The sequence below is a fragment of the Ensifer sesbaniae genome (assembly GCF_013283665.1).
Lineage (GTDB): Bacteria > Pseudomonadota > Alphaproteobacteria > Rhizobiales > Rhizobiaceae > Ensifer > Ensifer sesbaniae.
Genome location: NZ_JABEKU010000002.1, coordinates 1,697,671 through 1,711,344 on the forward strand (window position 1 = coordinate 1,697,671; position 13,674 = coordinate 1,711,344).

General features: G+C 62.7%; 9 protein-coding genes. 6 read left to right on the forward strand and 3 right to left on the reverse strand.

The annotated features are described in order from the left end of the window. Positions 1 to 140 precede the first annotated feature (140 nt). From BHMPCIPO_RS25675 to BHMPCIPO_RS25695, 5 genes are read left to right on the forward strand one after another with little or no spacing between them, the layout of a single operon-like run. Positions 141 to 1,064, forward strand: a complete 924-nt coding sequence (locus tag BHMPCIPO_RS25675; protein ID WP_173519556.1) for a carbohydrate ABC transporter permease — start codon at positions 141 to 143, stop codon at positions 1,062 to 1,064. 7 nt (positions 1,065 to 1,071) lie between these two features. Then, a complete protein-coding gene (locus BHMPCIPO_RS25680) occupies positions 1,072 to 1,932 on the forward strand; it encodes a carbohydrate ABC transporter permease (protein ID WP_173519557.1) in 861 nt (286 codons plus the stop codon). Positions 1,933 to 1,936: 4 nt separating this feature from the next. Then, the gene (locus tag BHMPCIPO_RS25685) at positions 1,937 to 2,998 is read left to right on the forward strand and encodes an ABC transporter ATP-binding protein (protein WP_173519558.1); all 1,062 of its coding nucleotides are present in this window, start codon (positions 1,937 to 1,939) and stop codon (positions 2,996 to 2,998) included. Between the two features lie 7 nt (positions 2,999 to 3,005). Then, positions 3,006 to 3,764, forward strand: coding sequence for a formylglycine-generating enzyme family protein (locus BHMPCIPO_RS25690; protein ID WP_173520190.1), 759 nt, complete (start codon positions 3,006 to 3,008; stop codon positions 3,762 to 3,764). Continuing rightward, complete coding sequence (locus BHMPCIPO_RS25695; protein ID WP_173519559.1) at positions 3,743 to 4,747, forward strand: ScyD/ScyE family protein; 1,005 nt, start codon at positions 3,743 to 3,745, stop codon at positions 4,745 to 4,747. The genes BHMPCIPO_RS25690 and BHMPCIPO_RS25695 overlap by 22 nt, the downstream gene beginning before the upstream one ends. Before the next feature lie 133 nt (positions 4,748 to 4,880). On the opposite strand, the gene BHMPCIPO_RS25700 is transcribed toward BHMPCIPO_RS25695, so the two are convergent. The 3 genes from BHMPCIPO_RS25700 to BHMPCIPO_RS25710 all read right to left on the reverse strand — a co-directional run bounded on the left by BHMPCIPO_RS25700 (position 4,881) and on the right by BHMPCIPO_RS25710 (position 11,791). Beyond that, positions 4,881 to 5,954, reverse strand: coding sequence for a glycoside hydrolase family 25 protein (locus tag BHMPCIPO_RS25700; RefSeq protein ID WP_173519560.1), 1,074 nt, complete (start codon positions 5,952 to 5,954; stop codon positions 4,881 to 4,883). Positions 5,955 to 6,122: 168 nt separating this feature from the next. Further along, the gene (locus BHMPCIPO_RS25705) at positions 6,123 to 7,682 is read right to left on the reverse strand and encodes a B12-binding domain-containing radical SAM protein (protein ID WP_173519561.1); all 1,560 of its coding nucleotides are present in this window, start codon (positions 7,680 to 7,682) and stop codon (positions 6,123 to 6,125) included. Continuing rightward, the gene (locus BHMPCIPO_RS25710) at positions 7,679 to 11,791 is read right to left on the reverse strand and encodes an AAA family ATPase (RefSeq protein WP_173519562.1); all 4,113 of its coding nucleotides are present in this window, start codon (positions 11,789 to 11,791) and stop codon (positions 7,679 to 7,681) included. The genes BHMPCIPO_RS25705 and BHMPCIPO_RS25710 overlap by 4 nt, the downstream gene beginning before the upstream one ends. A gap of 126 nt (positions 11,792 to 11,917) precedes the next feature. Between BHMPCIPO_RS25710 and BHMPCIPO_RS25715 the strand changes: the two genes are divergently transcribed. Then, positions 11,918 to 13,663 (forward strand): amidohydrolase family protein, encoded by a 1,746-nt coding sequence (locus BHMPCIPO_RS25715; protein ID WP_173519563.1) that lies wholly within the window; start codon positions 11,918 to 11,920, stop codon positions 13,661 to 13,663. Positions 13,664 to 13,674 lie beyond the last annotated feature (11 nt).

The following is a 13,674-nucleotide window of genomic DNA, read 5'->3' on the forward strand; positions in this document are numbered from 1 at the left end:
GGGTCGCATCCGACGTCAGTAGCGAAAGCGCTCAACGTCTTACCAGAGACGCAACGGTCGCCGTCGCATTTTGAATTGCTGCATGTTTGCATCCTTGAATCGGCTACGGACACATGCAGTCGCGCCTGCGGGAGGAGCCAATGTTGAGGCCCGACAAAGGCATGCCGGCGGCGTCGCCCAGACCCGGTGGCGTGCTTGAGCATTGGACCGAGCGTCACCTGCGCTACCTGATGCTCGCGCCGACGATGATTGTCCTTCTGGCACTGACGATATTCCCCAGCTTCTACATGTTTTATGCGGCGGTCCACAGGATCAGCCCCAATCCCGACCTGCCCTGGGAATTCGTCGGCTCAGGCAATTTCGCGCGGCTGTTGACCGACGCACAGTTTCACGTCGCGCTGCGCAACACTGCGGTGTTCACGATCGTGGCGGTGACGTTTGAATTCTTGCTCGGACTGGGCCTGGCGCTGCTGCTCGATAGGTTCATCCGCCGGCTGACCTTTCTGAAAACCGTCCTGATGATCCCGATGATGCTGCCGCCGATCGCCGTCGCGATCACCTGGAAGATCATCTATGAGCCACAGTTTGGCGTCCTGAACGAGATCATGTTCCGTCTCGGCCTTCCATTGCAGGCCTGGGCGGGCGACGTGAATTTGGCGATGTTTTCAATCATCGTCGCCGATGTCTGGCAGTGGACGCCATTCATATTCCTCTTAATGTTGGCGGGGCTGGCAAGCCTGCCGATCGAGCCCTACGAGGCGGCGGCGCTGGACGGCGCCTCGTCCTGGCGGCAGTTCTGGGATCTGACGCTGCCCTTCCTGAAACCGGTCATCGCGATTGCCGTGCTCCTGCGCGTCATGGATGCCCTGCGCCTTTTCGATCTGGTCTTCATCCTGACGGGGGGAGGTCCGGCGGATCGAACGAAGGTTCTGAGCCTATACATCTATCAGGTCGCCTACCGCTTCGCCGATCCCGGCTACGCGGCGGCGATCTCTCTCTTCGTGCTGTTCGTGACGATCGTGCTGAGCACCTGGTTCATGAAGCGCATGCGGCTGGCGGAGTGAGGCGACGATGGCGACGATAAGAACACGCAGCCGTGGCAGCGAAATGCTTCTCCACCTGACCGCCTATCTGACGATCCTCGTCGCCCTGATCCTGACGTTGTTTCCCGTCTATTGGATCGCGGTGAATTCGTTCAAGTACGACATCGACATCTTCGCCGTGCCGCCCGAATGGCTGCCGCGCAACCCGACCTTGAAGCACTACCACGAGGCGTTCGTCCAGCGCCCGTTCCTGCGCTACGCGCTGAACAGCTTGCTCGTCGCGGTTGGAACCACGATCATTTCCGTCGGCTTCGGCACGATGGCTGGCTATGCCTTGGCGCGATTCAGCTATCCCTGGCAATGGCGCAAGCAGATCTCGTTCTGGATTCTTTCGACACGGATGATGCCGCCGATCGTCAGCATCATCCCGCTCTATCTGTTCTTCAACTCCTTCGACATGCTCAACACCAAGTCGGCGCTCATCATCGCCTACACTGCCTTCAACCTGCCGTTCGCCACCTGGATGATGAAGAGCTATTTCCAGGACCTGCCCGTCGAATTGGAAGAGGCGGCGATCGTCGACGGCGACACGCAATGGGGCGCCTTCCTGCATGTCGCCTTGCCGCTGGCGCGCCCAGGGCTTGCGGCCACCGCCATTTTCTGCCTGATCATCTCCTGGAACGAGTTTTTGCTTTCCCTGATCATCACGCTCACCGAGCAATCGCAGACGCTGCCGATCGGCATTGCCGGGCGGGTGACGCAGTATAAAACCTATTGGGGAGAAATCAGCGCCGCCGGGTTCATGGCCTGCGTGCCGATCGTCATCTTCGCGTTCATCGTTCAGAAGCATCTGGTCCGGGGGTTGTCTCTCGGGGCGGTCAAGGGGTGAGGCCATGGCGTCCGTGACGTTCAACAACGTCTCCAAGAAATTCGGCGAATTCGTCGCGGTGGCCGACTTCAACCTGGAGGTCCGGGACAAGGAGTTTCTCGTCCTGCTTGGCCCCTCCGGTTGCGGCAAAACCACGACGATGCGCATGGTCGCTGGCCTCGAGGAGGCGACCTCCGGCGATATCTACATCGATGCGGAACGCATTAATGGCGTCCTGCCGAAGTATCGCGACGTCGCGATGGTCTTCCAGTCCTATGCGCTCTACCCGCACCTGACGGTCGAGCAGAACATCGGCTACCCTCTCAAGATCCGCAAAGTGCCACCCGAGGAAAGCAAACGGCGCGTCGCCGAAGTCGCGCGTCGGGTGGAACTCGAGACCATGCTGTCGCGCCTGCCAAGGGAACTTTCGGGCGGTCAGCGCCAGCGCGTCGCGCTTGCCCGCGCGATCGTGCGCACGCCGCGCGTCTTTCTCATGGACGAGCCGCTCTCCAATCTCGACGCAAAGCTGCGCACCCAGATGCGCTCGGAGCTGAAACATCTCCAGCACGAGCTCCAGGTCACGACGATCTACGTCACGCACGACCAGATCGAGGCGATGACGCTGGCGCATCGGGTGGCGGTCATGAACAGGGGGGTGATCGAGCAGCTGGGTACGCCGCGGGAAATCTACAGCGATCCGCGCACGCTTTTCGTCGCCGGCTTCATCGGCTCGCCGCCGATGAACCTCATTCCAGGCGAGGCGCGGGACGGCATCTTCACGAGCGCTGGGCTGAGGGTGGGCGGGCTCGGCCAGGCGAGCGTTCCCCGCGCGGTTCTCGGCGTTCGCCCAGAAGATATCCATGCGACAGGAGTCGGGGGGAGCGATGCCAATCTGGTCGCCCCAATCTATTCGGTCGAGCTCACCGGCGAGAACACGCTCGTCAGCCTCAGGCTCGGCGCCCAGTTGCTGACCCTACGGGCAGACAAGAATTTCGCCGGCCAGATCGATCAGCCGATCGGAATCAAGGTCGCGGCCGACCAGGTGTTTCTGTTCGATGGCGAGTCTCAGCGTCGTGTCGACTTCTGATCTCCGGATGACGGCTGTGGCAATCGCGCTCACGTTTTTTGTGGCGGGGGCGGCCACCGCCGATGAGGGTCCGATCGCCGGCAATCCGCTCATCGACATTCCCGCCGGCACTTTCGTGTTCGGCCGTGATGACGGCCCGGATAACGAACGTCCGCGCCGCCTGGTGTTGGGCCACGCATTTGCCATCAACCGCACCGAAATCACCAACCGGCAATATCGAGCTTTCGCTGACGCGACGGGGCATCGTCCAGCTTTCTACGTCGGGCACCCGATTCTCGGCTTGGACGATCATCCGGTGGTCGGCGTAAGCTGGGGAGACGCCGATGCCTTTTGTCTTCATTATGGCCTCACTCTCCCTTCGGAACAGCAGTACGAGAGGGCGGCGCGCGGGACCGAGGGGCAGGCGTTTCCATGGGGTACTGCGCCCGCGGATGGTCGCCGCGCCAATGCCGGCGCCGCGCATTGCTGCGCTGGCGACGAGCGCGACGGCTATCCGATGACCGCCCCCGCCCTGTCCTTTGCCGATGGCGCAAGCGGCGAAGGGGTACTCAACCTCGTCGGCAATGTCTGGGAATGGACGAGCGATCTCTATGCCCCCTATGCCGCCACGGCCGCGAGCAGCGGCGCCAAATCGTATCGCGTGCTGCGCGGCGGGGCCTGGAACAGTGATCCCACACATCTTACCACAACCTATCGGTTGGCCTATGATCCCAACTTCCGGTTCTCGGGGAATGGCGGTTTCCGATGCGTCCGTTCCGGCAGATGACGATCCTCGTCGCCTTCTTGCTTCTCGCAGCAGGTACCGCTGCCGAGCCGGCGGTCGCGCCGGGCTACCGGCTTGAAAGCTTCAGCAAGGCCGGTGCTGCCTTCGGCGGCCTTTCCCGCGACGGCGAGGCTCTGCTCGTTACCGATCTTGCCAATGGCCGGCTCTATCGGCGGATGCCCGCGGGCGATTTCGAAGCGTTCGGTCCAGTCTTTCCCCATGGTCTCGACGTGATCGGCGATCCGACCGGGCCCTATCGGGTGCTTCGCGCCGGCGACAAGCTGGTCGTCGCTCAAGGATGGACGCCGGCGGATGTGGATGCCGGGCCCTATGACCATGCCCTCATTGCGATCGACAGTGCTGGTCGTCGCCGTGTCATCAACGCCGACTTCTGGAATCCTTTCGACCTCGTCGCCGCCGCGGATGCCTATTACGTCGTCGATTCGGCGCGCAACAGCGTCGAGCGTCTCGGAGCCGACGGTCGCAAGCAGACGCTCATGAGCTTTCGCCGCCTTCGTCAACAGGCGACCGCTCTGGAGACGCTTTCCCCGACGGAGTTCAACAAAGGGAGCTACGAGGTCGATGCCGTGCCGACCGGGATCACGCTTCGCCAGGGGCGTCTTTATGTTGCGCTTTTCGGCGGCTTTCCTTTCCTCGCCGGTGCCGGAAAGGTCGTTTCAATTCCCGAGAAAAGCAAGGGCGCGGAGCCGCGGCCGGAGGTCGATGGCCTGAATGCACCGGTCGCTCTTGCCTTCGACGAAAAGGGACGGATGCTCATCCTTGAACACGGCCTATACGACCAGCAGCAGGGGTTCCGAGCAAACAGCGGCCGGTTGCTGTTGTTCGATAATGCGACGGGCAGCCGGGAGACGGTGGTCGACGGGCTGACGCGACCGGTCTCCGTCCTCGTGTGGGACAACAGGCAGATCGTCATCTCCGAACTCGGCGGCACGCTGCTCTTTCTGGACCGCGAAGAGGGGCGGTGAAGGAACAACGAGCGCCGTGCGTCCTATCAGACGCGCAAGGGTCACGTTGAATTGCCGCAAGTTTTAATTCTTGGACCGGCGACGATCTGAGGAAACATGCCGTAGCGGAGCTATTCGAAGCCCGTTGCTGCGCTCAGCTCGCCCGTGCCTCCAGCCAGTCTTGCCACTCGTCCTCGTTGCCATGGAAGACGTTGAGGTCGATCTTACCGTCGACGCCGTGCGAGAGGCCGGAGCCCGAGTATTGCCAGAACAGCCATTTGCGGTTCGGGTAGACCTTGGATGGATGCTGGGCCACCGCGCGCAGCCAGAAGGGATAGTTCTGGAACGCGCCCTGCAGGTTGTCCTTATAGAAATCCGGTGCCGTGTAAATGATCGGGCGCTGGCCGTAATACGCCTCGAGCTTGTCCATGAAGACCTGCATCTTCTCGCGCACGCGCTCTGGCGACAGGCGCCGCTTGCAGCTGGATTCGCCGTTGTATTCGACGTCGATCACGGGCGGCAGCGCGCCGGGCTCGCGCGGAACGTTGCGGATGAACCAGTCGGCCTGCTCGCCGGCGGTGCGACACCAGTAGAAGAAATGATAGGCGCCGCGCCGCAGGCCGGCCGCCTTGGCGGCGCGCCAGTTCTTCTTGAACATCGGGTCGAGATGGTCGCCGCCGTCCGTCGCTTTGATGAACGCGAAATTCGCGCCCTGGGTGCGCAGCTTCGGCCAGTCGATCTCACCCTGCCAGCGCGAAACGTCGACGCCGTGAACGGCCATCTTGCGCGGATTTTTGGCGCGGCCGAAATTGATCGGCTTGGCATCGCGGAAACGGTGGCCGTAGATGCGCGAGCGCCCCTGCGGCATCGCCTGTGTGACCGGATTGGCGGGGGCTACGAAGGCCACCGGCCGAGCGCCCGGAACGGGCATGTCCATTGTCGCCGTTGTCGTCGTCGTATTGGCCGCCGGCGCAAAGGCTTTGGGCTCCGGAACCGGGCCGGCCCAGGCAAGCATCTCCTGCGGCGGTGCGGACTGGATGGTCTGCGGTGGCGTTACCTCGGCTGCTCTTGCGCCGACATTGGCGGCCGGTACCGGTGCGGCCGAAAGCACGACGGAACTGGTCGTTTCACGCGAGGGCCGCGGTGCGATGGTGTCCAGGCTCGAACTGGAAGAGCAGCCAGAAACAAGGCCGGCAAAAATGATTGCGGTCGCAGCTGAAAGACGCATGGGCACCCGTACGCAGGACAAGGTCGACGGCAATCGCCGGCCGACAGGTGTGAATAGCTAACCGAAGCTTACCCAAAAAGATTGAATCCAATCTTACCAACCCGACCCAACTTCGTGCACTGGAGGTTGCAGCGATGAGGGCACATTGACGCAGTCGCTGGAGTGTTTTCAGCCAGGGGCGTGTTCCATGCCGGTGCCGGCCCGCCGCCGCTGACCGGCGCGGAATTCGAGATTGCGGGCAATGGTCTCGTCAAGCGCGCCCGAGGCGTCGGTGACCATCGTCGGAGCAAAATGCGAGCGGAAGCCTTCGCCGAGCCGGAAGGCCGGCGTGTAGAGTGGTCCCAGCGGCTGCGTCGTCGTGACATAGGTGAGATTGTCGTCGCTCCCCGAGCGTATCGGGAGACCATGGCGATGCATGACCGAGGGAAGCGCCAGGCGCAGGCTGTTGGCAAGCAGGTGGATCATCTGCCGGCCCGAAAGCGAGCGGCGGTAATTGCGGTAGAAGCCGAGGCAATGGCGCAGGATTTGGGCGCGATTGCCGTCAAGGCGCGACAGCTTGCGGGCAAACAGGGCGACATCGTCAAGGTTGTCGAGGGGGCGCGTCATCAATGTGAACCCATCCATGTCGCGCAGCTTGGCAGACGGGAGGAAGCGACCCTCTGCAGCGCATTCGTCAAAGAGCGGCGTGCCCAGCAGCGGGATCGTCAGGCTCAGGAAGGCCGGCAATGGCATTCTGCTCTCGCCGGTGATGAAGGCCAGTTCGTCCTGCATCGCCTGCATCGTCTGCGCTGCCGGATCGAACATCAGTCCGTATTGGAAGGCGACGCCGGCTTTGAGACAGGTCTGAATGGCTTCCAGTTGCGGCACCACCAGGTTCTGCTTCTTCTGATAGCGCTTCAACTGCGCTTCGTTCAGCGTCTCGACGCCACTGAAGAGCCCGAGACAGCCGGCCGCGCGCACCGCTTCGAGATTGTCGGGGTCTCGGAAGAAATCTCCGGTGACGAGCGCGAACCAACCCTGAAACAGACCCTCGCGCCAAAGCGACCGGATCAGCCCGAGCTTAGCATGGAAGGCGTCCTTGCTGTTGCCGTAGAAATTGTTGTCGATGAACAGCACGTATTTCTTGGGCGGGGCATTGCGAAGTTGTGCTTCGATGTAGCCGAGATCGTAGCCGTGGTAGCGGCGGCCTTCCGCGGTGAGCGCGCAGAAACTGCACTTGAAATTGCAGTAGCGACTCGTCTCGACGTAACTGACCGGACCGCCCCAATTGGCGAGGTCGAAGCGTGGCAGGATCGTTTCGGAGACCGCCCATTCCCCGAAGACCTCCTTAATCACGGCCTGCATCTCCTCGACGTCGCCTTCGCAGGCGTAGTCGAAGGTTTCGGCGCTCGAAACCGGCAGATTGCGGACGACCGGTCCACCGGCGACGATGACGCAGCCTGGCGATTTCGTGCGGGCATAGGCGGTCAGGTGGCGCATCCGGTCGAAGGCGGCGGTGACTCCCGTCAGCACCAGCATGTCCAGTTCCGCAAAAGCCGTTTCGTCGACGAGCGGCCCGTCGTGAAATTCGCTGTAGGCGCGAAGGTGCACGCGATTGCGGGCAAAGGCGCCGGCCAGAAACAGGTGGCCGGTCCCCTGCGGGATGAAATCGGGGCGACCTTGCGGATTTCTGGTCTCGTCGAAATGGGCAAGCACGATCAGGACGCGGGGCACTCGAAACTGGGTCACGCTTGGCCTCCCTCGAACGCAACGATCGGAAGATGGGTCTGGAACTCGGCATGATCGAGTTGGAGGACCTCGCTCCAGGTGTTTTGCCGGACGACAAACATTGTCTCCAATGCCTGCCAGGCCGCCGCATCCTTCGGTCCAGCCGGGTGGTGCAACGAAGCGAGCGCTACGGCCGGCATCTCCAGCCGGATCGCCTCCGCGAAGGCGTATCGCGCCACGCGCTCGGCGCGGCGCTGCCGGCCGCGATGAAGGTACAGGGTCGCCTCGCCGAGCGCTGCCGCCGGGCGACCGATAGGATAGACGCGCGCGAAGCGCTCGAGCTTTCTGAGGACAAGCTGCGCCGCAGCCGGGTCGCCACCGTCCGGATCGCTCGCCACGTCGAACAGGCGGGCAAGTGCCGGCAGAGTTCGCGTCTTCATTGCCGGATTGAGCGTCTGGCACCAGGAGAACGCGCGCTCGAACCAGGTCCTTGCTGCGCCCGTGTCGCCCTGCCGTCGGGCGGCTTCGGCCAGAAGAGACGCGCCCTCGATGCAATGTACGAGTTCCAGTCCGTCGGCCCTTGTGGTGATGATCTGCTTGAGCTCATCGAGATCGGCGTCGATGGCAGACCATCGGCCAAGGGCCGCGTGCCCCCTGAGACGGCCAAGCAGGCCGCAGCCAAGCACCTGGATGTCGCCGCGCCTGCGGCCCTCTTCGCAGATCCGCTGAACCAGGATCTCCCATGGGGCAATGCCTTCGAAAGCCGAGGTCAGCAGCCAGGGACCGGAAATCGTCTCGAGGCCAACGGCCACTTCGCACCACCGCCTCAAATCACCGATGGTCGCGGCATTGTTGAGGCCAGCCTCGAACGCCCGCTTGCCTTCGCGCCAATGGCCGATGCCAATCTGGTACATGCCCGACAGGAGGTCGACACGCACGCGCGTTCCCAACTGGTCGACGCGCTCCGAAAGGGCGGCGGCCAAGCGGCTGTAGTGCTCGGCCTGCTTGTGCAGCGGGATGACGCCGCATATGGCGCCGAGGCTTGCATAATTGGTCGCGGTCGTTGGCGAGACATATTTGTTTCTTTCGGCAAGGTTCGTCGCACGAAGCGTCGCATGGATCAGCCGCAGCTTCTCGCTGGTGAAGTAGTAGATCCGCGTCAGGTCCTCATGCGCCTTTGCTGCGAGATGGAAAGGATCAGATGGTGATCGCGAGATCTCCCGTTCCAGGATCCAGTCCTTGTCCCCATGGGTCACGCGGCGCCACACCTGTTCTGCAAGATCGAGAACCAGATGCAGTGCGAGGCCGACCGAAGTGCGCGGAAGCGGCAGGCCGGACAGCCGCAGACCCTCCTCATAGGCATGCCGCGCAGCTTCGGCGCGGCCGAGATTGAGATTGGCTTCGCCAAGCAGGAAACAGGCGGCCGCCCGCCGTGCCGGCGTGATCGAGATCGAGAGATCGCGCCCAGTCTTGAAAAAGCGCTCGACCAGGTCGACGACGGCGGCATTGTCGAACTGGCGCAAGCGCAGTTCGGCGACGCGGTCCAGATAGTTGAACGCAAGTGTGGCCTCGCCGGCGCGCTCCCAATGGCTCAAGATGCGCGGCAGGCTTTCCGCATTGTCGGGCTGTCTGCTTTCCTCCATCGCTTGCGCGATCGCACGATGTGCCTCACGTCGCTGTTCCGAAAGCATGCTGTCGTAGATGGCCTGACGGATGACGGCGTGGCTGAATGTGAAACGTCCCGGGCGGTCATCCATGGGTTTGATCAGATGGGCCGCTTGCAGCCGTTCGATGCTTGCCTCGATGTCCAGGGCGGACTTCCTGATCGGCGGAAGCGCCCGGAGTTCCGCGGCGGAAAAGGTCGCGCCCATGGCGCTTGCGATCTTTAGGAGAGCCTGGAGCTCGGCCGGAAGCTGGTCGGTTCGGGCGATCACCGTGACCTTGGCCGTATTGAGCAAGGTTGCTTCGTTCGAATGGGTTTCGGGGAGTGACAGGGACGCCTGGGTCTCTGCGGCCTTCGGCAATCGCCGTTCGCCGATCATGCGGCAGATTTCGTGTATGAGCAGCGGGTTTCCGGCCGACTGCGCATACACCGCTTCGCAAAAGCCGTCTGCCGGGGAACTGCTGCCGATCGACGCGCGTACGAGTGAAATCGTGCCCTCGAGATCGAGCGGCAGGAGATCGAGTGTCTGCGCACCATTGTGGTGTTGTCCGGTCCATCGCGTCAGGTCTTGCTGTGTCCTGGCCGTACGGGTTGAAACGACGACCGGGATCGGTGCCGGTCCGGAAACCAGGCGTCCGAGCAACTGGCCGGATGCTTCGTCCAGCCAATGGACGTCTTCGAGCACGACGAGACCACGCCCCCAGGAGAGGCTGTCGGTCATGAGATCGCGCAGCAATTCACGCAGGCGGTGGGACCGCCCGTCGCCCGACATCGCCCGGGTCTCGGCCGTGTCGGTCAAAGTGAGGTTGATGGCATCGTTCAGCAGCGGCGCCAGATGAGCGAGTTCGGGTCGGTGGGCGAAGAACTGCATCACCTGATCCGAGGCATTGGCGCCGCGAAGGTCGCCGATGCCAAGCAGGTCGCGGATCACCCCACGCCAGGCGAAGTAAGGCACGTCACTCTCGATATCGTCGGCATGGCCGACCAGAACCTGGCTTCCATGGTCACGGCAGGTTTCGACGAAGGCGCGAAGCAGCGCCGATTTGCCGACGCCGGAATCGCCCTTGACGATCATCACCCCGGCCTGTCCTCGGCCCGCGCGCTCCACATAGGCGTTGAGTGCCGCGAGTTCGGCGGCCCGGTTGAAAAGAACGGGGGATTTGGTGTCGATCGTCGCGACGGTCTCGGCAATCGGCGCAAACGCGACCACGCCACCGCGCATGCCGGGCACGGCAAGTGTCCAGGGACCGGAAAAAGCAATCTGGCCGGCGGTTTCCTTCGCCGTTGCCTGGTCGACGAGAATGCGGCCTGCGGCGACGCTCGCCAGCCGGGAGGCCATGTTCACGGCAGTGCCGACCACGGTGTAGTCGGCGCGATGGATCGTGCCGAGTGCGCCGCAGAAGCTCTCGCCGGTCGAGATGCCCGCCGACAGGCCGAGATCCGGTTCATCGAGTTCGTTCGACAGGCGCAGGGCAGCGATGATCGCTCGGCGCGCATTGTCGGCGTGCTTCTTGCCGGGCAGGCCGAAGACGGCGAAGACCTCAAGCCCGCCTGAATGGAGCGCCGTGTGCAGGATCTCTCCGCCGGTGCGGCCGACGACTGCGATCGAGCGCGCCACGAGCTTGTTCAATCGGTCGAGATCCGTATCTAGGTCGCGGCCGACGATATGCACGAAAAGCGCGGTCACGGTCCTGAGGTCCGCGAGCCATTCCGAAAGCGGTGAGAGCAGGCGGCTGCGCAGCGACAGGGGGAGATAGGCCTCGAGCCGCTCGGATGCGGCGCCCGGCTGGGTACGGGGCGCTTCCTTCGTGGTCGAGCAGGGCTCGATGCTATCGAGGCGCGCTGTTCCTTCGCGGTTCAGCCCGCCCTTGGCCCGCTTGCCGATCAGCTGCCACACGGCATCGGAAACGAGAATCTCGCCGGCGTCGCTCAATTCGCCGCCATGATCGGCCTGGGCCAGGCAGTCGCCTCCGACGATCAGCCAACGCTGGTCTGCGCGTGGCAGCAGATGCAGCAGGGTGATGACGCCGGCGCCGACGGCGATGCGCAGCTGAAGGCCATCTTCGAGATTGCCCGGCCCGCCGATTTTCTCGCGGATCCGTTCGGCGCAATAACAGCTGCGCCAGGCCGTCTGTTCAAGCTCTTCGGCGGAGGAGGCCCGCCAGCCGGCAATCAGGCTGTCGCCGGCGAAACTCAAGACCGTGCCGCCATGCTCCTCGATATGGCTGATGAGCTCGCCCATGAAGGTGTTCAGAAGCAGGCTGACGCGTTCGGCGCCGGCGGCGCGGTCACTTTCGGACCATTTGGCAGTCAGGCGCGTAAAGCCGGAAATGTCGGCGAAAAGCAGCGAGCCGAGGAAGTCTTCGCGTGCCGGGGCAGCCGATTCCGTTGCTGCCGGGGAGGACCATTGGACCAGGGCTCCGGACAGGTAACGTTGGAACTCATATTTGCCGGCGCCACCAACCACGCAAAATTCTCCCCAAGATTTTAGAGTAACACGCCTCCTGTCTGACTGAAAGGCGACCCGCGCTGATCTTCGACTTTCCAGTAACGGCAAGTAAATACCTATTTCGCGAGGTGGCAGGACGGAGTAATGTTTGCCCGATTGTTCGAGGGGGTCTCGCAACAGGAGGGGACGATGGGGGTCGACTGGGCTGGTCCGGTTGCCGCCGTGACGCGCCGCGATTTCTTGCGGCTGGTTTCGGCGGGCGTGCTTGCAAATGTGCTTTCCGGATGCCGGCATCTGCCTTCGCCCGGCGCCTGCAGTCTCAGTCACCCGATCATCGACGTCCATTGCCATTTCTTCAATGCGGCCGATGTGCCGGTGGACGGTCTGGTTCGCTATGTGGCGCTGCGGGAGAAGATACCGGAGAAGCGGCTCTCTTCAAACGCGCAGGAGGCGAAGGGGCTGGAAAATGCCTTGGTGGTCTTTCTCGTTACCGCCCTTGGCGACGTCGCGCCCAAAGCCAGGCATGAACTTGCCGTTCTGAGAAAAAGGGAGCGGCGTCTTTCAGACACCGAACTCGCCCGGCGCAAGGATGAGCAATTGCGCGTCGCGATAAGAGATCTGGTCGCGCGTGCCAACGAGCAACGCTCGACGTTCTCGAGGCGCAGCTTTGGTGAATCCCCTGATTATGACGGTCTGTTGCGCCAGCTTGGCGGTACGTCCAATGTGCCGCAAACATTCCAGAGGCGTTTGGACCAGCGCCGTTCCGGCGGCGGCATGAGTGACGAGGAGGTCGATACCCTAGCCAACAACGCAAAGGCGCACGACCAGATCGGAACCTATCTTTCCTTCGTCCGGCTGATGCAGGACTACCGGGAAAATCTGGCGGAAGCCTATGTCAAGATCTTCGCGTCCAAATGCCGGCTTTCGCTGATCACGCCGAGCATTCTGGACTTCGACAAGTCGCTTCACGGGACATCATCGCCGCAGCGCGACCAGATCGACGTCATGGACGAGGTCCAGCAGATCGTCACCAGGAAGCACGGCATCCGGATGCATAGCTTCGTTGGCTTCGATCCGCACCGGGAAACGCAAAGGCCAGGCTCATCCCTGGCAAATGTCCAGTATGCGATCATGGAAAAAGGCTTCATCGGCGTGAAGATCTATCCACCGATGGGCTTCAAGGCATGGGGCAATGCAAACCCGGCGATCGATGCGGCGCTGAAGCGCCTTTATGTCTGGTGCCGCGACAACGACGTGCCGATCATGGCGCATGCGGAAAACAGCATCGGCGCCGGCTGTGGCTACGGCAATCTGGCAAGCCCCGCCTATTGGAAGAAACTGCTCGATACGAACCAATACGACAAGCTGCGGATCAACCTGGCGCATTTCGGTGCCTTTGACGAAATCCTGCGCCCCGGGGCACCGACGGGCGTCATGGTCTCTTGTCCCCAGGACAAGTTTTCCGGGCCGCCGAGCTGGGAGGAGATCATCGGCAGAACGATCGACCACGAACGCCGCCCGAACCTCTTTGCGGATTTAAGCTATCTCAGTGAGCTGGTCAGCAGCGACGACAAAACTCTTCACGCAGAGATCCGTCAGTTGCTGGACAAATGGCTGGCCGCCTACGATCCCGACGCCCGCCATCTGATGTTCGGGACCGACTGGTCGATGATGGCGCTCGAGAAGGATTACAATGCCTATGTTTCGCGGATCGCCGAGCAGCTGACGCTCGCCAGCGTCAGCGACGAGCATCAGCAGAACATCCTCTGGAGGAACGCTTCCCGCTTTCTCTGTCTCGATCGGCCAGGCAAAACGCGCGACCGGCTTATGGCCTATTGCCGCAAGCGCGGCCTCGATAGCACCTGGCTCGCAGATCTGGCGATCGCCTGAGATGAGGTCGT

Excerpts from the sequence above, each read along its gene's own strand:
- BHMPCIPO_RS25675 (WP_173519556.1), top strand. The coding sequence starts at position 141 with ATGTTGAGGCCCGACAAAGGCATGCCGGCGGCGTCGCCCAGACCCGGT.
- BHMPCIPO_RS25680 (WP_173519557.1), top strand. The coding sequence starts at position 1,072 with ATGGCGACGATAAGAACACGCAGCCGTGGCAGCGAAATGCTTCTCCAC.
- BHMPCIPO_RS25685 (WP_173519558.1), top strand. The coding sequence starts at position 1,937 with ATGGCGTCCGTGACGTTCAACAACGTCTCCAAGAAATTCGGCGAATTC.
- BHMPCIPO_RS25690 (WP_173520190.1), top strand. The coding sequence starts at position 3,006 with ATGACGGCTGTGGCAATCGCGCTCACGTTTTTTGTGGCGGGGGCGGCC.
- BHMPCIPO_RS25695 (WP_173519559.1), top strand. The coding sequence starts at position 3,743 with ATGCGTCCGTTCCGGCAGATGACGATCCTCGTCGCCTTCTTGCTTCTC.
- BHMPCIPO_RS25700 (WP_173519560.1), bottom strand. The coding sequence starts at position 5,954 with ATGCGTCTTTCAGCTGCGACCGCAATCATTTTTGCCGGCCTTGTTTCT.
- BHMPCIPO_RS25715 (WP_173519563.1), top strand. The coding sequence starts at position 11,918 with ATGTTTGCCCGATTGTTCGAGGGGGTCTCGCAACAGGAGGGGACGATG.